Annotated in this window: 13 protein-coding genes; 4 read left to right on the top strand and 9 right to left on the bottom strand. The window is 67.6% G+C overall.

Going from position 1 to position 19,674, the window contains the following annotated elements:
- Positions 1–177 precede the first annotated feature (177 nt).
- Positions 178–465, top strand: a complete 288-nt coding sequence (locus ACVOK1_RS17090) for a hypothetical protein (RefSeq protein WP_108769273.1) — start codon at positions 178–180, stop codon at positions 463–465.
- Between the two features lie 123 nt (positions 466–588).
- On the opposite strand, the gene ACVOK1_RS17085 is transcribed toward ACVOK1_RS17090, so the two are convergent.
- From ACVOK1_RS17085 to ACVOK1_RS17075, 3 genes are read right to left on the bottom strand one after another with little or no spacing between them, the layout of a single operon-like run.
- Positions 589–3,759, bottom strand: coding sequence for a multidrug efflux RND transporter permease subunit (locus ACVOK1_RS17085; RefSeq protein WP_108769272.1), 3,171 nt, complete (start codon positions 3,757–3,759; stop codon positions 589–591).
- Between the two features lie 15 nt (positions 3,760–3,774).
- Positions 3,775–5,037, bottom strand: coding sequence for an efflux RND transporter periplasmic adaptor subunit (locus ACVOK1_RS17080; RefSeq protein WP_481562756.1), 1,263 nt, complete (start codon positions 5,035–5,037; stop codon positions 3,775–3,777).
- A complete protein-coding gene (locus ACVOK1_RS17075) occupies positions 5,037–5,693 on the bottom strand; it encodes a TetR/AcrR family transcriptional regulator (RefSeq protein ID WP_108769270.1) in 657 nt (218 codons plus the stop codon). Before ACVOK1_RS17075 ends, ACVOK1_RS17080 begins: the two co-directional genes overlap by 1 nt.
- 275 nt (positions 5,694–5,968) lie before the next feature.
- Here ACVOK1_RS17075 and ACVOK1_RS17070 point away from each other — a divergent pair, with 275 nt between their 5' ends.
- The 3 genes from ACVOK1_RS17070 to ACVOK1_RS17060 all read left to right on the top strand — a co-directional run bounded on the left by ACVOK1_RS17070 (position 5,969) and on the right by ACVOK1_RS17060 (position 12,914).
- Positions 5,969–10,945 (top strand): NAD-glutamate dehydrogenase, encoded by a 4,977-nt coding sequence (locus tag ACVOK1_RS17070; protein ID WP_481562755.1) that lies wholly within the window; start codon positions 5,969–5,971, stop codon positions 10,943–10,945.
- A 202-nt stretch (positions 10,946–11,147) separates the two neighbouring features.
- Positions 11,148–11,921 carry an NAD kinase gene (locus tag ACVOK1_RS17065; protein WP_116863280.1) on the top strand — a complete coding sequence of 258 codons (774 nt, stop codon included), beginning with the start codon at positions 11,148–11,150 and terminating at the stop codon, positions 11,919–11,921.
- Positions 11,922–11,969: 48 nt separating this feature from the next.
- A complete protein-coding gene (locus tag ACVOK1_RS17060; protein ID WP_108769267.1) occupies positions 11,970–12,914 on the top strand; it encodes a 5'-nucleotidase in 945 nt (314 codons plus the stop codon).
- A gap of 196 nt (positions 12,915–13,110) precedes the next feature.
- Here the strand turns inward: ACVOK1_RS17060 and ACVOK1_RS17055 are convergent, their stop codons facing one another.
- From ACVOK1_RS17055 to kynU, 6 genes are read right to left on the bottom strand one after another with little or no spacing between them, the layout of a single operon-like run.
- Positions 13,111–13,662 carry a DUF2939 domain-containing protein gene (locus tag ACVOK1_RS17055; protein WP_200753200.1) on the bottom strand — a complete coding sequence of 184 codons (552 nt, stop codon included), beginning with the start codon at positions 13,660–13,662 and terminating at the stop codon, positions 13,111–13,113.
- A 42-nt stretch (positions 13,663–13,704) separates the two neighbouring features.
- Complete coding sequence (locus tag ACVOK1_RS17050; protein WP_481562754.1) at positions 13,705–14,697, bottom strand: aldo/keto reductase; 993 nt, start codon at positions 14,695–14,697, stop codon at positions 13,705–13,707.
- Positions 14,697–15,383: a DUF2461 domain-containing protein gene (locus ACVOK1_RS17045; protein ID WP_481562753.1), complete on the bottom strand. Its 687-nt coding sequence runs from the start codon at positions 15,381–15,383 to the stop codon at positions 14,697–14,699. Before ACVOK1_RS17045 ends, ACVOK1_RS17050 begins: the two co-directional genes overlap by 1 nt.
- The gene (sbcB, locus tag ACVOK1_RS17040) at positions 15,380–16,819 is read right to left on the bottom strand and encodes an exodeoxyribonuclease I (protein WP_406235639.1); all 1,440 of its coding nucleotides are present in this window, start codon (positions 16,817–16,819) and stop codon (positions 15,380–15,382) included. Before sbcB ends, ACVOK1_RS17045 begins: the two co-directional genes overlap by 4 nt.
- Complete coding sequence (locus tag ACVOK1_RS17035; protein ID WP_481562752.1) at positions 16,819–18,186, bottom strand: FAD-dependent oxidoreductase; 1,368 nt, start codon at positions 18,184–18,186, stop codon at positions 16,819–16,821. The genes sbcB and ACVOK1_RS17035 overlap by 1 nt, the downstream gene beginning before the upstream one ends.
- 31 nt (positions 18,187–18,217) lie before the next feature.
- A complete protein-coding gene (gene kynU / locus ACVOK1_RS17030; RefSeq protein ID WP_481562751.1) occupies positions 18,218–19,492 on the bottom strand; it encodes a kynureninase in 1,275 nt (424 codons plus the stop codon).
- Positions 19,493–19,674: the final 182 nt, after the last annotated feature.

Here is a 19,674-nt window from a genome sequence, read left to right as displayed (position 1 = left end):
TGCTCCGGTACGGTCTCTCCCCGCCATGCGTGGTTGCGCCGTGCCTTTGGCCTTCTGTCCTGCCGAGCCCATCCTCGGCTCCGGTAAGAGCAGCCGAGCATGGGCTCGGCTCTACAAAAACGATCGCGCGCCGTTGCCCCCGCTACAATGCAGCCCTTTTTTGCATGGAGCTGCACGATGATCTATCGCGGTTGGGGATTCATGACGCTGGTGACACCGATCGCGGTGATCCTGCTGCTGGCGTACTTCTTCCCGCACGAAGGCCCGAAGGGCAACATTCCGCTGCAGCAGGTGCTGCTGGGCGGTGGCATCGGTGCTGGCGTGAACGTGCTGCTGGGTCTTTGGCTGAACCGTGCGCCGCGGCAGAAGGGTGAGGCGGCACCGCATCATTTCTTCTTCGTGCCGATGCAATGGGTGGCGCTGGTGATCGTGGCCGTGTGTGCGGTGATCGCGCTGCTGCGCTGAGGGGCGGTGCCTGCTGCTCTGGTAGATACCAATCTTGGTTGGCGTGTACCGTAGCCCCGCATTGCGGCAACAAAAAAGGCCCCGGATCGCTCCGGGGCCTTTTCATTTCAACCTACCGCCGGATCAACGATCCGGACGGTGCGCGGCTTCCGCGTCGCGCTGGCGCTCCATGAACTCCTTGGAGGGTTCATCCAGCTTGTCGCCCAGCATGCGGCGCACGACCACGAAGAACACCGGGATCATCAGCAGGCCCAGCAGGGTGGCGAACAGCATGCCGCCGATCACGCCGGTACCGATGGCGTGGCGGGAGTTGGCGCCGGCGCCGGTGGAGATGGCCATCGGGATCACGCCCATGATGAACGCGAACGAGGTCATCAGGATCGGGCGGAAACGCAGGCGGGCCGCTTCGATGGTGGCATCGCGCAGGGTCTTGCCCGCCGCACGCTGCTCCACCGCGAACTCCACGATCAGGATCGCGTTCTTCGCGGCCAGGCCGATCACCGTGATCATGCCGATCTTGAAGAAGATGTCGTTGGGCAGGCCGCGGATCATCGACAGGCCGATGGCACCCAGCACGCCCAGCGGCACCACCAGCAGCACGGCCACCGGAATCGACCAGCTTTCATACAGTGCGGCCAGGCAGAGGAACACCACCACCACCGACAGCACCAGCAGCAGCGTCGCCGCGTTGCCCGCCAGGATTTCCTGGTAGGACATGCCCGACCAGTCATAGCCGTAACCGGCCGGCAGGTCGTTGGTGACGATGTCTTCCATCGCGGTCATCGCTTCACCCGAGCTCTTGCCCGGGGCCTGCGAGCCGACGATGTTGATGGCCGAGTAACCGTTGTAGCGGCTCAGCGACGGCGGGGCCGACACCCATTCCGACTTGACCACCGTGTTCAGCGGGATCATGGCGTTGGTGCCGTCGGCATTGGTGGTCAGGCTGGAGGGGCTGTAGAAGCTCTTCAGCGATTCCTGGCCGGTGCGGTACGGCGCGTCGGCCTGCATGGTCACGCGCTTGATGCGGCCCTGATAGAAGAAGTCGTTGACGTACACCGGGGCCAGCATCAGCTGGATGGTGCTGTACACGTCCGACACCGACATGCCCATCGACTGCGCCTGCACGCGGTCGACATGCAGCGCCAGCTGCGGGGCGTTTTCCAGGCCGTTAGGACGCACGCCGACCAGCTTGTCGCTTTCCTGTGCGGCCTTGCCCAGCAGGATGTTGCGCGCCTGCGTCAGCTGTTCGTAGCCCTGGCCACCACGGTCCTGCAGCCACATGTCGAAGCCGCCGAACTGGCCCAGGCCCTGCACGGTCGGCAGGTTGACCACGAAGATCTGCGCTTCCTTGATGCCGTAGAACGCGCCGTTCATGTTCTGGATGAACTCGGGCACGGTGACCTTGCGGTCGGCCCACGGCTTGAGGCGGATGAAGCCCATGCCAACGTTCTCGCCCGAACCGACGAAGCTGAAGCCGGCAATCTGCATCAGGCCTTCGTAGCCTTCCTGGTCCTTCAGGATGCCGCGCATCTGCGAGAAGACTTCGTTGGTCTGGCCCTTGGTCGAGCCCGGCGGCAGCTGCACGATGGCCAGTGCGTAGCCCTGGTCTTCTTCCGGCAGGAAGCTGCCCGGCATGCGGGTGAACAGGAAGCCGCACAGTGCGGTGAGCACCACGGCCAGGATCATCCAGCGCGGCGCGTGCTTCACCGCCGATGTGATGTGGCCGACGTAGGTGCCGCTGATCTTGTCGTAGTACTTGTTGAAGGTACGGTAGACGATGTTCGGGTTGTCGTTGTGGGTCGGCTTCAGGAAGGTCGCGCACAGGGCCGGGGTGAAGCCCAGCGCCAGGAACGCGGAGAACGCCATCGAGATGGCGATGGTCAGCGCGAACTGCTTGTAGATCTCACCGGCCGCACCGCCCTGCAGGGCTGAGGGGATGAACACTGCGGCCAGCACGACGGTGATGGCCACCACCGCGCCGGTGATCTGGGTCATCGCCTTCTGCGTGGCCGGCTTCGGCGCCAGGCCTTCCTCGGTCATGATGCGTTCGACGTTCTCGATCACCACGATCGCGTCATCGACCACGATGCCGATCGCCAGCACCATCGCGAACAGGGTCAGCTGGTTGATGGTGAAGCCGATCAGCCACATGCCCAGGAACGTACCCAGCAGGGCCACCGGAATGACCAGGGTGGGGATGATCGTCGCGCGGAAGTTCTGCAGGAAGATCAGCATCACCAGGAACACCAGCAACACCGCTTCGAACAGTGTCTTGACCACTTCCTCGATGGAGATCTTGACGAAGGTGGTGCTGTCGTACGGCGAGAACCAGCTGACGCCGGCCGGGAAGCTCGGCTGCAGCTCGTCCATCTTGGCGCGCACGGCATCGGCCACGTTCAGGGCGTTGGCGCCCGGCAGCAGCTGGATGGCGAAGGCACCGGCGGCCTGGCCGTTGTACTGGGTATCGAAGCCGTAGTTGTTGGCACCGAAAGCGACGCGGGCGATGTCCTTGAGCAGCACGCGCGAGCCGTTGGCATTGGCCCGCAGGATGATGTTCTCGAACTCTTCAGGCGAGCTGAAGCGGCCTTCGGCCGAAACCGTGGCGGTGAAGTGGCCATCCGGCGAGGGATCCGAACCCAGCGAACCGGCCGCGAACTGCACGTTCTGCGCGCGCACCGCAGCCAGCACTTCGCTGGCCGACAGGCCGTAGCCCTGCATCTTTTCCGGGTTCAGCCAGATGTTCATGGCGTACTCGGAACCGAACTGCTGGGTGCTGCCGACGCCGGGGATACGCGAGACCTGGTCGAGCACGCGCGAACCGACGATGTCGTTCAGGGCGTCACGGCTGATCGTGCCGGTATCCGAACGCAGGCCGACCACCATCAGGAAGCCGGCGTTGGCCTTGGCCACCACCACGCCCTGCTGGGTCACTTCCGAAGGCAGTCGCGGCGTGGCCAGCGACACCTTGTTCTGCACCTGCACCTGGGCGATGTCCGGATCGGTACCGGTCTCGAAGGTCAGGGTGATCTGCGCACGGCCGTTGGAGGACGAGGACGAGCTGAAGTACAGCAGGTGATCGATACCGGTCAGCTGCTGCTCGATCACCTGGGTGACCGATTTTTCAGTGGTGTCCGCGCTCGCGCCCGGGTAGGTGGCCTGGACGGTTACCTGCGGCGGGGCGATGTTGGGATAGGACTCGACGCCGAGGTTGAGGATCGCGATCACGCCGCTGAGCGAGATCAGGATCGCCACCACCCAGGCGAAGACTGGATGTTCGATGAAAAATTTAGGCATGACGGAAGGTTCCCGTTACTGCTTGTTCGATTCGGTGGCGGCAGGCTCGGCCTTGTCGGCAGCCTCCGGCTTGGCCGGCGCCTTCTCGGCGCCGCCTGCAGCCGCGGCTGCCGGGGCTGCACCGCCAGCGGCGGGCTGGCCCTTGGCGTCCTGGCCCGGGGTCCAGGGCTTGGCCGTGGCCGGCGCCCCTTCCTTGACCTTCTGCACGCCTGCCACCACGACCTTGTCACCGGCGGCCAGGCCGTCGCTGACCATCCAGTTGCCACCCTGCGCGCCTTCGGTCTTCACGTTCTTGCGCACGACCTTGCCGTCGGCACCGACCACCATCACGAAGCCGCCGGCGCTGTCGCGCTGCAGGGCCTGCTGCGGGATCAGGAAGGCGTTGTTGCGCTCGCCCAGGTTGGCCTGGAAGCTGACGAAGGCACCCGGCAGCAGGATCTTCTGCGGGTTCGGCAGCACCGCGCGCAGCGAGACCGCGCCGGTGGTCGGGTCGACCGTGGTCGAGGAGAAGTCCAGCGTGCCGGCTTCACCATAGGCGGTGCCGTCGGACAGCTTGACGTTGACGGTGGCCTTGCCGTCGCCGGACAGGGCCAGGGCGCCACGGGCCTGCTGCGCACGCAGCTGGCTCAGTTCGTCCACGCTCAGCGAGAAGTTCACGTACAGCGGGTCCAGCTGGTCCACGGTGGTCAGCAGGGTCACATCACCCTGGCCGACCAGGGCACCTTCGGTGACCTGCTGCTTGTTGGCCACGCCGCTGATCGGCGAGGTCACTTCGGCATAGCCCAGGCTGATGCGCGAGGAGGTGACGGAGGCTTCGGCCTGCTTCACCGCAGCCAGCGCAGTGCGCTCGGCGGCTTCGGCGCTGTCCAGGTCGGACTTGGACACGTACTGCTGCGGCGCCAGCGAGCGGGCGCGGTCGGCGGCGACCTTGGCATTGGCATACGTCGCGCGGGCCGAGGCCAGCTGCGCTTCGGACGCGTTGAGGCTGGCGCGCAGCGGTGCCGGATCGATCAGGAACAGGGTCTGGCCCTGCTTGACCTCGCTGCCTTCCTGGTAGACGCGCTTGAGCAGCACGCCCGGCACGCGCGCGCGCACGTCGGCGCTGCGGAACGGCGACAGGCGGCCGACCAGTTCACGCTGCAGCGGCAGGGTCTGCGGCTTGGCGTCGATCACGCCCACCTCCGGCGGCGGGGGCGTCTGTTGTTCCGGCTTCTTGCAGGCGGCCAGCGCGACAGCAACGGCGCACGTCAAGGCAAGGGTGCGGAGTGGGGCGGTCATCAGGAGGAACTCCGGGGTTGGTTTGTAGTGGGGGCCGGCGACGGCGTTGGCGCGAACGCGCGCAGGAAGCTGTCGACCGAGAATTCTGCCCAGCGCCGACGCAGCTGCGCGTCATCGCGATGGGGGGTATGGAAACGCTGTTTGTCGAAATCCTGACCGGCGATCATGCTCAGCAGCAGTTCGGCCATGAAGTGCGGGTCGTCATGCCGGAGCTGGCCACGCATGCAAACGGTTTCAATCCATTCAGCAAGATGAAGCGTCAAAGCGCCGGCACCATGCCGGTACAGCGTACGCGCCTCGTCGGGGAACTGCGCGGCATCGGCGGCGATCACCCGGCAGGCCTGTCCCACGTGCGGCTGGTTGAAATGCTCCAGGAAGTCGATGGCGAACTGCAGAAGGCTGGCACGCAGGTCGTCAGTGCGGAGTGCACGAACCATGGCCCCGGTGGCGTGGCCGACATGGCGCTGCATCACCCGCCGCAGCAGATCCTGCTTGCTGCCGTAGCGCGAATACAGCGTCTGCTTGGAGCAGCCGGCGTGCTGGGCCACCGCATCCATGCTGATCTGCATGCCCTGGTGGGCCAGCAGTTCGCGCACGGCATCGAACACGCGCTGATCGCGTGCATCCAGGGCAGCGGGGAGGTAGGCCGGGTTCACGCGGTGGACTATACCGTCCAGTTCAGGATTGTGGAATCGTGCCAATAGTCCTGTCCGTCCTGACAGCGGAAGCTGCACGCGCTTATTCCGGTAACACGGTTTGCCGATCCTGTCGGTAACGCGATGCTGGTGGTGGACGCCATACCCGTGCGAACTGAATAGGCGTCTAAACCGCAGCAAACCCGGCATTTCATTATTCCGTCCTGCAGCAAGGCCTTTTCCTGCAACAGGGCTACAATTTCATTTTCCCAACTGAGCAAGCGCCTCGCTCTGCCATGAAACCGCAAAAAACCGCAGCCAAGACCGTGAAAAACAAAACCAAGCCAGCTGAGTCGGAGGTCGCAGTGACCGCTGGTTTCTCCCTGGAGCCGGTCTACACGGCCTTGCGCAAGCGTTACCCCGCGGCCGCGCAGGCCGAGGCAGTGGCATTCGCATCCGCCTTCTACAAGCGCATGGAGTCGGACGAGTTCCCGCACCACACCGCTGAAGAGTGGGCGGCGCTGGCGGCAGACACCCTGGAGTTCGCCCGTGCACGCAAGGCCGGCAAGGCCAACGTGCGCGTGTTCAACCCCACCGCCAAGGCCAATGGCTGGGAATCGCCGCACACCGTGCTGCAGATCATCAACGACGACATGCCGTTCCTGGTCGACACCGTGACCATGTCGCTGGCCGAGCAGGGCGTGGGCGTACACGTGCTGGGCCACCCGGTGCTGCGCTTCACCCGCGACAAGGCCGGCAAGCTGTCCAAGGTCGGCGAGGGCGATGCCGAGTCGGTGATGCTGATGGAGATCGACCGCCAGCCGGCCGAAGCCATGGCCGCCATCGAGCAGGCCATCAACAAGGCGCTGGATGAAGTGCGCGCCATCGTGCGCGACTGGCAGCCGATGAAGGACAAGGCGCTGGCGCTGGCCGACGACCTGGGCAGCCGCACGCTGCCGGTCGACGATGCCTCGCGTGCCGAAGCACAGCAGTTCCTGCGCTGGGCCGCCGACAACCACTTCACCTTCTTCGGCTACCGCGAATACCGCGTCGAGAAGCAGGGCAAGGAAGAAGTGCTGGCGCCGCTGAACGACACCGGCCTGGGCCTGATGCGCGGCAAGGACAAGTCCGCCGCCCGTCCGGTCAAGACGCTGGCCGCGCAGGGCCTGAACACCACGTCCGGACTGAAGGACGCGCTGATCCTGACCAAGACCAATGCCCGTTCGCGCGTGCACCGCGCCGGTTACATGGACTACATCGGCGTGCTGGAATTCGACGCCAAGGGCAAGATCATCGGCGAGCAGCGCTTCCTCGGCCTGTTCACCTCCAGCGCCTACAACCGTCGCCCGTGGGAAATCCCGCTGGTGCGCCAGCGCCACGAATACGTGATGACGCAGTCCGGCCTGGCCCCGGCCAGCCACAGCGGCAAGGCCCTGCGCCACATCCTGGAAACCCTGCCGCGCGAAGAACTGTTCCAGTCCAGCGAGGACGAACTGTTCCGCACCGCCATGGGCGTGCTGGGCCTGCAGGAGCGCGTGCGCAGCCGCCTGTTCCTGCGCCGCGACAAGTACAGCCGTTTCATTTCCGCGCTGGTCTACCTGCCGCGCGAACGCTTCAACACCGACGTGCGCCTGCGCATCGAAGCGATGCTGAAGGAAGCGCTGCACGGTGAGTACGTCGACAGCTCGGTCGTGCTGGGCGAATCGCCGCTGGCCCAGGTGCACCTGATCGTGCGCCCGAAGCCGGGCGAAATGCTCGACGTCGATACCGCCGAACTGGAGCAGAAGCTGGCCCAGGTGCTGCGCAACTGGCAGGACGATCTGCGTGAAGCGCTGGTCACCCGCCATGGCGAGACCGAAGGCCTGCGCATCGCCGCCCGCATCGGCAAGGCGCTGCCGGCCGGCTACATCGAAGACAACAGCACCGCCGTTGCCGCCAACGATGTCAGCCAGCTCGACGCCCTGACCGGCCCGGACGACCTGCGCCTGAGCCTGCAGGCCGTGCCGCGCGAAAGCGGCGATGGCCTGCGCCTGAAGCTGTACCGCCAGCTGGATGACATCCCGCTGTCGGACGCGCTGCCGATGATGGAGAACATGGGCCTGCGCGTGATCGCCGAGCGTCCGTACCGCCTGTCGGTCGACAACGCCCCGGTGTACGTGCAGGACTTCGAGGTCGAATCGACCGCCGGCACCATCGATGCCGGCCGCGTCGATGAAGCCTTCGGCGAGACCTTCGCCCGCGTCTGGCACGGCGATGCCGAGAACGATGGCTTCAACCGCCTGGTGCTGGCCGCCGGCCTGCACTGGCGCCAGGTCGCCATGCTGCGTGGCTACTGCAAGTACCTGCTGCAGACCGGCGTACCGTTCTCGCAGGCCTACGTGGAAGGCACCTTCTCGCGCTACCCGCTGCTGGCCCGCCTGCTGGTGGAACTGTTCGAAGCCCGCTTCGACCCGGCGACCGGCCACGAGAGCAAGGACGACATCGCGGCCGGCCAGGCCCAGCTGAAGGCCCACTTCGATGTGCTGGCCGCCGGCGACGACGCCACCCTGAAGGTGCTGAAGACCGTGGTCGACGCCCGCAAGGGTGACCGCGATGCGCAGATGCAGGCCGCGCGCGAAGCGCTGCTGAAGCTGATGGACCGCGTGTCCAGCCTGGACGAGGACCGCATCCTGCGCTCGTTCATGGGCGTGATCGACGCGACCCTGCGTACCAGCTACTACCAGACCGACGCCAACGGCCAGCACGGCCACGTCATCAGCTTCAAGTTCGATTCGGCCCTGGTGCCGGACCTGCCCAAGCCGCGCCCCTACCGCGAAATCTTCGTCTACGGCCCGCGCGTGGAAGGTACCCACCTGCGCTTCGGCGCCGTGGCCCGTGGCGGCCTGCGCTGGTCGGACCGTCGCGAAGACTTCCGCACCGAGGTGCTGGGCCTGGTCAAGGCGCAGATGGTCAAGAACACCGTCATCGTGCCGGTCGGCGCGAAGGGCGGCTTCTTCGCCAAGACCCCGCCGGTGAACGGTGATCGTGATGCGGTGTTCGCCAACGGCGTGGCCTGCTACAAGCTGTTCATCCAGGGCCTGCTGGACATCACCGACAACATCGTCAACAACAAGATCGTGCCGCCGGTGGATGTCGTGCGCCACGACATGGACGATCCGTACCTGGTGGTGGCGGCCGACAAGGGCACCGCGACCTTCTCCGACATCGCCAACGGCCTGGCCATCGCGCACGGCTTCTGGATGGGCGATGCGTTCGCTTCCGGTGGCTCGGTCGGCTACGACCACAAGGGCATGGGCATCACCGCGCGTGGTGCGTGGGAATCGGTCAAGCGCCACTTCCGTGCGCTGGGCCGTGACAGCCAGAGCCAGGACTTCACCTCGGTCGGCGTGGGCGACATGTCCGGCGACGTGTTCGGCAACGGCATGCTGCTGTCGCGCCACATCCGCCTGGTCGCTGCGTTCGACCACCGCCACATCTTCCTGGACCCGAACCCGGATGCGGCCACCTCGTTCGTCGAGCGTGAGCGCATGTTCACCGTGCCGCGTTCGAGCTGGGCGGACTACGATGCCAAGCTGATCAGCAAGGGCGGCGGCATCTTCCCGCGCACTCTGAAGTCGATCGAGATCACCCCGCAGGTGCGTGAAGCGCTGGGCCTGGACGAGAACGTCAAGGCGATGTCGCCGAACGACCTGATGAGCGCGATCCTGAAGGCGCCGGTCGACCTGCTGTGGAACGGCGGCATCGGTACCTACGTCAAGGCCGCCAGCGAGCAGCACAGCGATGTCGGCGACCGTGCCAACAACGCCCTGCGCGTGAACGGTGGCGAGCTGCGCTGCAAGGTGGTGGGCGAGGGCGGCAACCTGGGCATGACCCAGCTGGGCCGCATCGAAGCCGCCCAGGCCGGCGTGCTGCTCAACACCGACTTCATCGACAACTCGGCCGGTGTCGACACCTCCGACCATGAAGTCAACATCAAGATCCTGCTCAACGATGTGGTGCGCGCCAAGAAGCTGACCGTCGAGCAGCGCAACAAGCTGCTGGCGTCGATGACCGACGAGGTCGCCGACCTGGTGCTCAATGACAACTACCGCCAGAACCAGGCCCTGAGCTTGATGGAGCGGATGGCGGTCAAGCGCCTGGGTTCCAAGCAGCACTTCATCCGCACCCTGGAGCAGCAGGGCCTGCTTGATCGCCAGATCGAGTTCCTGCCGTCCGATGCCGAGCTGTCGCAGCGCAAGGCACGCGGCCAGGGCCTGACCCGTCCGGAACTGTCGGTGCTGCTGTCCTATTCCAAGCTGGTGGCGTTCGCCCAGCTGCTGGATTCGGACATCCCGGAAGATCCGTACCTGTCCAAGGAACTGCAGCGCTACTTCCCGACCCCGCTGCAGAAGAAGTACGCCGACGCGATGGAGCGTCACCGCCTGAAGCGCGAGATCATCGCCACGGCCGTGACCAACCAGACCATCAACCGCATGGGCGCCACCTTCCTGATGCGCATGCAGGAAGACACCGGCCGCACCATCGCCGAGGTCGCCAAGGCGTACACCATCAGCCGCGAAACGCTGGATGCCCGCGCGCTGTGGGCGCAGATCGACGCCCTCGACGGCACCCTGCCGGAGTCGGTGCAGATCGACGCACTGGAAGTGATCTGGAAGCTGCAGCGTTCGTTCGTGCGCTGGCTGCTGTCGCGCCCGGGCCCGATGCCGGGCATCACCGAGGCGGTCAACCGCTACCAGGGTCCGTTCAACGACATCCGCGTTGCTTCGGGCGTGCTGCCGAATTCGCAGCGTCCGACCTACGAAGCCCTGGTGGCCGAGTGGAAGGAAAAGGGTCTGCCGTCCGCGCTGGCCCAGCAGCTGGCCGAACTGCACTTCCTGGAGCCGGCGTTCGACATCATCGAACTGGCCCGCACCCGCAAGCTGAAGCCGGTGGACGTGTCCAAGATCCACTTCCGCCTGGGCGATGCCCTGCAGCTGCCGTGGCTGTTCGAGCAGATCGACGCGCTGGAGGTCAACGGCCGCTGGCACGCGGTTGCCCGTGGCGTGCTGCGTGACGAACTGGCCGCGCACCACCGCAACCTGGCCGGCCAGGTGCTGGGCACCAAGGGCAGCAGCGCTGAAGCCAAGGTCGCCAGCTGGATCGGTCGTGACGACAGCAGCCTGCGCTTCACCCTGTCGATGCTGGCCGAACTGGCCGAGCAGAAGACCCTGGACTACCCGACCGTTTCGGTCGCGGTGCAGCGCCTGGGTCAGCTCGCGGCACATGGTGCGTAAGTGATGTAACGCCGGGCCTCGCCCGGTGAGCGTGAAACGGAACGGCCCCGCGAAAGCGGGGCCGTTCTGCGTTGGGGCCGCCGTTCGACGGGCATGGCCCGGCACTACCGGGGCGCGGGGTTCCAGGTAGCGCAGGGCCATGCCCGGCGAGCGCAGCGGCGCTCGGTTATGCTCTTGGCCAGCCTTCCCCCCGGATCCACCGATGAGCGACACCCCCCGCATCGCTTTCCTGGCCAGCACCACCGAAGCGGCGCAGATGGCCCGCGCGGCGATGGTTTCCCGCTATGGCGACCACGCGCCCGACCAGGCCGACGTGCTGTGCCCGCTGGGCGGCGACGGCTTCATGCTGCAGACGCTGCACCGGCATGGCCGCCTGGGCAAGCCGGTGTTCGGCATGAAACTGGGCACCGTCGGCTTCCTGATGAACCAGTACCGCGCCGAGGATGACGTGGTCGCGCGCATCGCCCGCGCCGAGCCGGCCAATCTGCGGCCGCTGGAAATGGTGGCGTTGACCGAATCCGGCGCGAGCACCGGTTCGTTGGCCTACAACGATGTCTCGCTGCTGCGGCAGACCCGTCAGGCGGCGCACATCGGCATCGACCTCAACGGCCAGGAACGGGTGGCCGAGCTGATCGGCGATGGCGTGCTGGTGGCCACCCCGGCCGGCAGCACCGCCTACAACTATTCGGCGCACGGCCCGGTGCTGCCGCTGGGTTCGCACACCATCGCGCTGACGCCGTTGGCCCCGTACCGGCCGCGGCGCTGGCGCGGTGCCATCCTCAAGGCCGACACCGAAGTGCGCTTCCGCGTGCTCGATCCCTACAAGCGCCCGGTCAGCGTCACCGCCGATTCGCACGAGACCCGCGACGTGGTGGAAGTGACCATCCGCGAGTCGAAGGAGCACCGGGTCACCCTGCTGTTCGACCCGGAACACAACCTGGAAGACCGGATCCTGAGCGAACAGTTCGTATTTTGACGACAATACGCTGCCGGCCCCCGCCGATCGCTTGAAGGACCCCCACCGATGGGCGACAACTCCCCCCGTCTGCTGACCGTCGCGGTGACCTCGCGCGCGCTGTTCGACCTGGAAGAAAGCCATGCGCTGTTTGAGAGCGATGGCGTGGCGGCGTACGCCGAGTACCAGCGCCAGCACGAGGACGACATCCTTGGTCCCGGCGTGGCGTTCCCGGTGGTGCGCAAGCTGCTGGCACTGAACCAGGGCGCCAGCCCGGAAAACCCGCGTGTCGAGGTGATCCTGCTGTCGCGCAATTCGGCCGACACCGGCCTGCGCATCTTCAATTCCATCCAGCATTACGGGCTGGGCATCATCCGCGCGACCTTCACCGCCGGTGAGCCGACCTGGCCCTACGTGAAGCCCTTCGGCACCGACCTGTTCCTGTCGGCCAACCCCGAATCGGTGCGCAGTGCGCTGCGCCATGGCATCGCGGCAGCGACCATCCTGCCCAAGCCGCCGGGCGAGACCGCCGCGGCCGCGGCCGACCAGATCGACATGGGGCGCCCGGCCGGCCAGCTGCGCATCGCCTTCGATGGCGACGCGGTGATCTTCGGTGACGAGAGCGAGCGCATTTCGCGCGAGCAGGGGGTTGAAGCGTTTGGCCGCCACGAACGCGAGCGCGCCCGCGAGCCGCTCAGTGGCGGTCCGTTCCGCGGCTTCCTGTCGGCGCTGCATACCTTGCAGGAAGTGTTCCCGGTCGGCGACAGCGCACCGATCCGCACCGCGCTGGTGACTGCGCGCTCGGCACCGGCGCACGAGCGGGTGATCCGTACCCTGCGCGAGTGGGGCGTGCGCCTGGACGAGGCCCTGTTCCTGGGTGGTCGCCACAAGGGGCCGTTCCTGCAGGCCTTTGGTGCGGACATCTTCTTCGATGATTCGCAGCACAACATCGACAGCGCCCGCGAACACGTGGCCGCCGGCCACGTCCCGCACGGCGTCGCCAACGAGGGCTGAGGCCGGTCGCTGCCAACCTTGGTTGGCATCGCGGCGCAGCCGCGCCCACCAAGGTGGGCGTCTACCAGAGCGGGGCACGAGGCTTCGGTAGCTGCCAACCGTTGGTTGGCATCGCCGGGCATGGCCCGGCGCTGCCGGATGGGGCGGGCCACGGTGGTAGCGCCGGGCCATGCCCGGCGAGCGCAGCGGCATGGGGCTACGGGCTGCCCGACATCCCCAGCTGCAGGTCCACCACCTTCCAGCGCAGGCCCTGCGGTTCCAGCACCACCCTCATCGGCGGCTCGCCCGGACCGCGCTGCACGTCCACGACGAAGCGGTCCAGCGCTTCGAAATGATGCTCGGCGTTCTTCAGTGGCCGCGCCGGTTCGGTCGCGCCGAACGCATCGCCGCCCTGCAGTTCATTACGGCCACGCTTCCACAGCACGTGCCCCTGCAGCATCGCGCCGATGCCGGTCGGCGTGACCATGGTGTCCACCGCCGCGCCACCCAGCTGGTCACCCAGCCCGTACAGCAGCGCGCCAAACGGGCTGGACGCCACGTCCGGCCCGGCCTGCCGCACCAGGTAGTCGTTGAGTTGCGCGCGCAGGCTGCTGCGCACCCGCGGGAAGTCCACGTAGCGCTCCAGGCGCGCGGTATCGCGCTGTTCGATCGCCTTGGACAGGCCATGCACGGCCAGGTACGGGCCGCTGAACCACCAAGCCACGACGGCCAGGGCGAGGGCAAGCAGGATGCCGATGAGCTTCTTCATGGTTCCCAGACTGCCGCAACTGCGGGCGCTGCGGGTTAAGCGTCAGTGACTGGGCGAGCCGCTGCCATCGCCGAAGGCCGCCACCAGCCGCTGCCGGTCGGCGCCCTGCAGCGCCTGCACGTGGGTATGCAGCACCTGGTCCAGGCTGGAAACGCGGGTGGTGCCAAGGATGCCGCTGGCCACGCCGGGGTGCTGCAGCACATAGGCAAAGGCGGTCTGGGCCGGGTGCTGGCTGCGCACCGAGGCCACCGCTTGGCGCATCGCGCGGGCGCTGTGCATCAGGGCGCGGCTGCTCGGCTTCAGCCAGGTGCGCGCGAGGTACCAGGCGTCGGCCAGGCGGGGCAGGCGCGGCCGCGCCGGCAGCAGATGGCCCTGGGCCAGCACGGTACCGGCCAGCACACCGATGCCGGCAACGTGCAGCGCGTCGATCAGCGGCTCGCGGTCCTGCTGCAGGGCGTTGTAGTCCAGCAGCACCACGTCGAAGGCTTCGGGGTGCTCGATCATCCAGCGCAGCGTGCTGGCCGAATGGGTGTTGATGCCGGTATGGCGGACCAGCCCGCGCTCGCGCAGGCGCTGCAGCGCGGCCAGCAGCTCATCGTTGATGTCGTGCTCGCTGGCGCCGTGCAGCTGGTAGATATCCAGATACTCCAGGCCGAGGTTGCGCAGCGAGGCCTCGCAGCTGGCGGTGATCGCCGCGGCAGAGAAATCGCGCTGCTCGGCGCCACTGATGCCAGCCTGGCCGGTCAGCGTGCCGCCCTTGCTGGACACCACCAGCGACTCACGCGGCACGCGCGCCAGCAGCGGGCGCAGGATGCGGCCCAGGCGCGGTTCGGCATGGAAGCCCGAATAGTTGTGGCCGGTGTCGAGCAGGTTCACGCCCTGCGCCAGCGCGTGTTCGACCACGGCGGCGGCGTCGCTCTCGGCGAAGCGGCGGTGGCCCCAGAAGCCGGAACAGCCCAGGCCGATCGGCGAGACCTGCAGGCCGGTGCGACCCAGCAGGCGCCGCTGCCGGGCCAGGGGCAGTTCCTGCGACATCAGAATTCCAGGTCCAGCGCAGCGCAGAGGTAATCGACGAACGGGCCCAGTGCGGCCAGGTCCTTGCCCAGGGTGGAGAGCAGGCGCGGGCCGGTCATGGTGTCGTCGTCCAGCGTGCGCCACATCACCCAGTTGCGGTGCTTGAGGTCGTCGATGAACTCGAAGTCGGCCGGGAAGCCGCGCGGCGGCCGCACCAGCTTCTCGGTCTGCTCGAAATCGAAGCGCTTGCGCAGGGCGGGCGCGTGCGCGGCCGCCTTCCAGCTGCCCGGGTTGTCGAGGATGAAATGGCGGATGCGCCGCTGCGTGTCCGGCTCGGGGTGCCACAGGCCGGCGCCGACGAAACTCTCGCCCGGCTGCAGGTGGATGTAGAACGAGGGCGCGGCCACTTCGCGGCGGCGCTCGTGGAACAGGCGGGCACCCTGCCAGGTCTTGTACGGCGACTTGTCGTGGGAAAAGCGCGCGTCGCGGTGGATGCGGAACAGCGAGCCGCCGACACCGCGCGTGTCCGAACGGAAACGGTCGCTGACTTCGGTCAGCGCCGGCTGCAGGTCACCCAGCAGGCGCAGGAACGGCTGCCGCACATGGTCTTCGTACTGCTGGCGATGGTCGTTGAACCAGGTCTTGTCGTTATGCCGCGCCAGGCTGCGCAGGAACTTGAAACTGGCGTCGGAGAAATACGTGCTCACAGCGTCTCCTGCAGGTGGTGGCCCCAGTCGCGCAGCGACTGCAGCAGGCCGGTCCGGCGCGCGTCATCGGGCGCTTCGGCGGCCAGCGCCTCGATCTGCTGCTCGTACTGGGGCAGGTTCAGTTCGCCCAGGCCGCTCTCACCGAGCAGGCGCTGGCGGCGGTAATCCTGCCAGCGCTCGCGTTCAGCCGGTGCGAGGCTGTCGGGATGGTTGCGTGCGCGGTAGCGGAACAGCAGCTCGGGCAGGCGCGGGTCGCGGAAGCGGCCTTCCAGCGCGGCCAGCTGCTGCGGCGCACTGGTGCGGGCCAGGGCCAGCAGCGGCTTGTCGCCGGCGCCAAGGAAGCCGTCATACAGCGACGCATCCACGTCGGACACGGTGGCTGGCCGCGGCTGGTTGAAGACCTGCCGGGCCTTCTCGGCCAGCTGCGCGGCAACCTCGCGCAGGCGCTCGGCCTTGGCCTCGATCGCCGCCACGTCCAGGCCCAGGCGGGCATGGTCGTCGGCGCGCAGGTGGTTCCAGGCCACCAGTGCCGGCACCTTGTTCAGATGCACTTCCTTCAGCGGCACGCGTGCGACGCCCTCGGGCAGTTCGCTGGCGCGCATGTACAGGCGCTGCGCGATCACGTCGGCCGGCAGCTCCAGCAGGTCGTCGATCTCGCCGTCCAGGTCGAACACGATCACCCGGTTGTTGATGGTCGGGTGCATGGCCAGCGGCAGCACCGGCGCCGCGCACAGGCGGCTGGCCGGGTAGCGCATGGAAATGTGCAGCACCGGCTTCATCGCCGCCACGTCCAGCAGGCTGCCGACGAAGCGCTTGTCGCGCAGCTTCAGCGCGTACTCCCACAGCCGCGGCTGCGACTGCTTGAACAGCCGCGCCATGCCGATGGTGGCGCGCACGTCCGACAACGCCTCGTGGGCATCGCCTTCGCGCACGCCATTGGCCTCGGCCAGGTGCTCCAGCTTGAACGAGGTGGCGCCATCCTCGCGCAGCGGCCACTGGATGCCGTCCGGGCGCAGGGCGCGCATCATCCGCAGCATGTCCAGCAGGTCCCAGCGCGAGTTGCCGTTGCGCCACTCGCGCTCGTAGGGATCGTGGAAGTTGCGGAACAGCCCGTAGCGGATGAACTCGTCATCGAAGCGCAGGGTGTTGTAGCCCAGCGCGCAGGTGCCGGGGCGCGACAGCTGCTCGTTGATGCGGTCAAAGGCCTCGGCTTCGCTGATGCCTTCGGCCATGGCCTGCTGCGGGGTGATGCCGGTCACCAGGGTCGCCATCGGCGAAGGCACCAGGTCATCGGCCGGACGCACGAAGAAGCTGACCGGCGTGTCGATCACGTTGAGATCGGCATCGGTGCGCATCGCCGCGAACTGGGCGATGCGGGTGCGGCGCGGGTCCTGGCCGAAGGTTTCGAGATCGTAGAACAGGAAGCTGTCGGCCATCAGTGTGCGCCCTCCAGGACCGGCAGCTGCGCGTGGATCTGCGCTTCCAGCGTGGCCCAGTCGATGTTGTCCAGTGAATCATGGCCAGCGGTGGCCGCCACCAGCAGGTCGCGCTGGATTTCCGTGCGGCGCAGCGCTTCGGCATACGGCGTGTGCAGGAAGGTGACCATCGTGTAGTGCGGCACGAAGCGCGTCGGCCAGCGTCGCTGCAGTTCCTGTTCCAGCTCGCGCTGCAGCAGGAAGGCCGGGTCGGCCACGCGGTCGCGCATCTCCAGGTAGTTCTCCAGCGCCATCTGCTGGATCGCGCGCGCGTTCGGCTTGCGCTCGGCCTCGAAGGCGGCGAAGGCGCCTTCCAGGTCGTCGGCCTCCTGCAGGTGCCGCGCCAGTGCCACGCAGTCCTCGAAGGCGCAGTTCATGCCCTGGCCGTGGAAGGGAACCATCGCGTGCGCGGCATCGCCGATCAGCACGGCGCGGCCGGCCTGGTGCCAGCGCTCAAGGGTGAGCGTGCCGAGCAGGCCCGGGGGATGCTGTTCCCAGTCCGCGCGCAGATCCGGGATCAGCGGCAGCGTATCGGCGAACTCGCGGGCGAACAGCGCCTCGGCCTGCGCACCGGAGTTGACCGTTGCAAAACTCGGATCACCCTTGTTCGGCAGGAACAACGTGACGGTGAAGGTGCCTTCGTGGTTCGGCAGGGCGATGCACATGTAGTGGCCGCGCGGCCAGATGTGCAGCGCATTGCGCTCGATGCGGAAGCTGCCGTCGGCCGCAGGCGGGATTTCCAGTTCCTTGTAGGAATGGTCGAGGAAGGCGATGTCCTCACCCAGCGGCGCACGCCGGTTCATCGCACCGCGCAGCGCCGAGCCGGCACCGTCGGCACCGATCAGCGTGTCGAAACGGATGTCGTGCGGGCTGTCGTCGCGGTCATCGATGAAGCGCGCGTAGCCGGCATCGAAATCGACGGTGTGCAGGCGGCGGTGGAAGTGCACGGTGGCGCCGGCCTGTTCGGCCAGTTCCAGCAGCGTGGTGTTCAGGTCGCTGCGGTGGATCGACCAGATCACTTCGCTGTCGTCGCGGCCGTAGCGCTGCAGCTGCGGTTCGCCCTCGCGCGGGTGCACCATGCGTCCGCGCATCATCACCGCGCGGGCCATCACCTCGTCTTCGACGCCGGCCTGGCGCAGCGCGTTGCGGCCGCGCTCGGCCAGTGCCAGGTTGATCGAGCGGCCGCTTTCGTAGTCGGCCACGCGCGGATCGCCGCGGCGCTCGTACAGGGTGATGCGCCAGCCCTGCCGTGACAGCAGGATGGCCAGCAGGGAACCGGCCAGGCCGGCGCCGATGATGCTCAACGAGCGGGATGCGTGTGCGATCAACGAACTGTCCAGAAGCAGGGGAGGGGGCGGCTTACAGGCCGGCCCAGGCTTCCACTTCCTCGACGAAGTGGTGCACGTCCAGGTAGCGGTTGTAGAGCGGGGTGGGCGAGATGCGGATCACGTCCGGTTCGCGCCAGTCACCGAGCACGCCGATGGCGCGCAGGTGTTCGAACAGGGCGCGGCCACGTTCGCGGCCGGCGAGCACCCGCAGCGACAGCTGGCAGCCGCGGCGTTCCGGTTCGGACGGAGTGACAATGTCCAGCACCTGCGGCAGGCGCGCGCGCACCAGCGCATCGAGCAGGCCGGTCAGGGCCAGCGACTTGCGGCGCAGCGCTTCCATGCCGGCACGCTCGAACAGGTCCAGCGATGCGCGCAGCGGGGCCAGGCCAAGGATCGGCGGGTTGCTCAGCTGCCAGCCTTCAGCACCGATGGCCGGGGTGAACTGCGGCGCCATCTGGAAGCGGGTCGCTTCATCGTGGCCCCACCAGCCGGCAAAACGCGGCAGGGTGGTGTCGCGGTGGTGGCGTTCGTGCACGAAGGCACCGGCCACGGCGCCCGGGCCGCTGTTGAGGTACTTGTAGTGGCACCACACCGCGAAATCCGGCGCGACATCGTGCAGGTGCAGCGGCAGGTTGCCGACCGAATGAGCCAGGTCGAAACCGATGCGGGCGCCCTGCAGGCGCGCGAGACGGGTGATCGCATCGAGGTCGAAGGCCTGGCCGGTGCGGTACTGCACGCCCGGCCACAGCACCAGCGCCAGGCGCGCGCCGTGCTCGACGATGGCGCGCTCGATGGCGGCCATCGAAATCGTGCCGTTGGCTTCGTCCGGCTGCACTTCCACCAGGCAGTCCGCCGGGTCGAACCCGTGGAAGCGGATCTGCGCTTCCACCGCATGGCGGTCGGTCGGGAACGCGCCGGCTTCCATCAGGATGACCGGGCGCTCGGTGGTGGGGCGGTAGAAGCTGACCATCATCAGGTGCAGGTTCACGCTCAGCGTGTTCATCGCCACCACTTCGCTGGGCAGCGCACCGACCACGCGGGCCAGCTGTGCGCTGACCAGGCGGTGGTAGGACAGCCACTGGGTGGGGCCGGTGAAGTGGCCTTCCACGGCCAGATCGCCCCACTGCTTCATCACTTCCTGCACGGCGGCCTGCGCGCCACGCGGCTGCAGGCCCAGCGAGTTGCCGACGAAGTAGGTCTGTTCACCGCCGCCATGGCGCGGAATCAGGAATTCGTTACGCAGCGGGCGCAGCGGATCGGCGGCGTCCAGGGCGATGGCGTGGGTGCGGCTGAGCAGGTCGGACATGGTCGGGCAACAGGCTGCAACGGGGCTGCCAGTGTAGCGCCTGGGGCCTGCGTGATGCCGCGCGGCGCGCTCGCCGGGCAATGGCCCGCGGCGCGCGGGGGAGGCCCCCCCCCGGGGCCCCCGGCGCCGCGCCGCGCCCGGCCCCCCCCCCCCCCGGCCCCGCCCGCGGCCCCCCGGCCCGC

Source organism: Stenotrophomonas sp. STEN087 (assembly GCF_056759115.1).
Note: the sequence above shows the minus strand (reverse complement) of the source record. Positions and strands in the feature narration are given on the sequence as shown.

What these genes read in the sequence shown, in the direction of transcription:
- ACVOK1_RS17060 (WP_108769267.1), top strand. Translation starts at nt 11,970, where the DNA reads ATGGGCGACAACTCCCCCCGTCTGCTGACCGTCGCGGTGACCTCGCGC.
- ACVOK1_RS17050 (WP_481562754.1), bottom strand. Translation starts at nt 14,697, where the DNA reads ATGTCGCAGGAACTGCCCCTGGCCCGGCAGCGGCGCCTGCTGGGTCGC.
- ACVOK1_RS17065 (WP_116863280.1), top strand. Translation starts at nt 11,148, where the DNA reads ATGAGCGACACCCCCCGCATCGCTTTCCTGGCCAGCACCACCGAAGCG.
- ACVOK1_RS17085 (WP_108769272.1), bottom strand. Translation starts at nt 3,759, where the DNA reads ATGCCTAAATTTTTCATCGAACATCCAGTCTTCGCCTGGGTGGTGGCG.
- ACVOK1_RS17080 (WP_481562756.1), bottom strand. Translation starts at nt 5,037, where the DNA reads ATGACCGCCCCACTCCGCACCCTTGCCTTGACGTGCGCCGTTGCTGTC.
- ACVOK1_RS17070 (WP_481562755.1), top strand. Translation starts at nt 5,969, where the DNA reads ATGAAACCGCAAAAAACCGCAGCCAAGACCGTGAAAAACAAAACCAAG.
- ACVOK1_RS17090 (WP_108769273.1), top strand. Translation starts at nt 178, where the DNA reads ATGATCTATCGCGGTTGGGGATTCATGACGCTGGTGACACCGATCGCG.
- ACVOK1_RS17055 (WP_200753200.1), bottom strand. Translation starts at nt 13,662, where the DNA reads ATGAAGAAGCTCATCGGCATCCTGCTTGCCCTCGCCCTGGCCGTCGTG.
- kynU (WP_481562751.1), bottom strand. Translation starts at nt 19,492, where the DNA reads ATGTCCGACCTGCTCAGCCGCACCCACGCCATCGCCCTGGACGCCGCC.
- sbcB (WP_406235639.1), bottom strand. Translation starts at nt 16,819, where the DNA reads ATGGCCGACAGCTTCCTGTTCTACGATCTCGAAACCTTCGGCCAGGAC.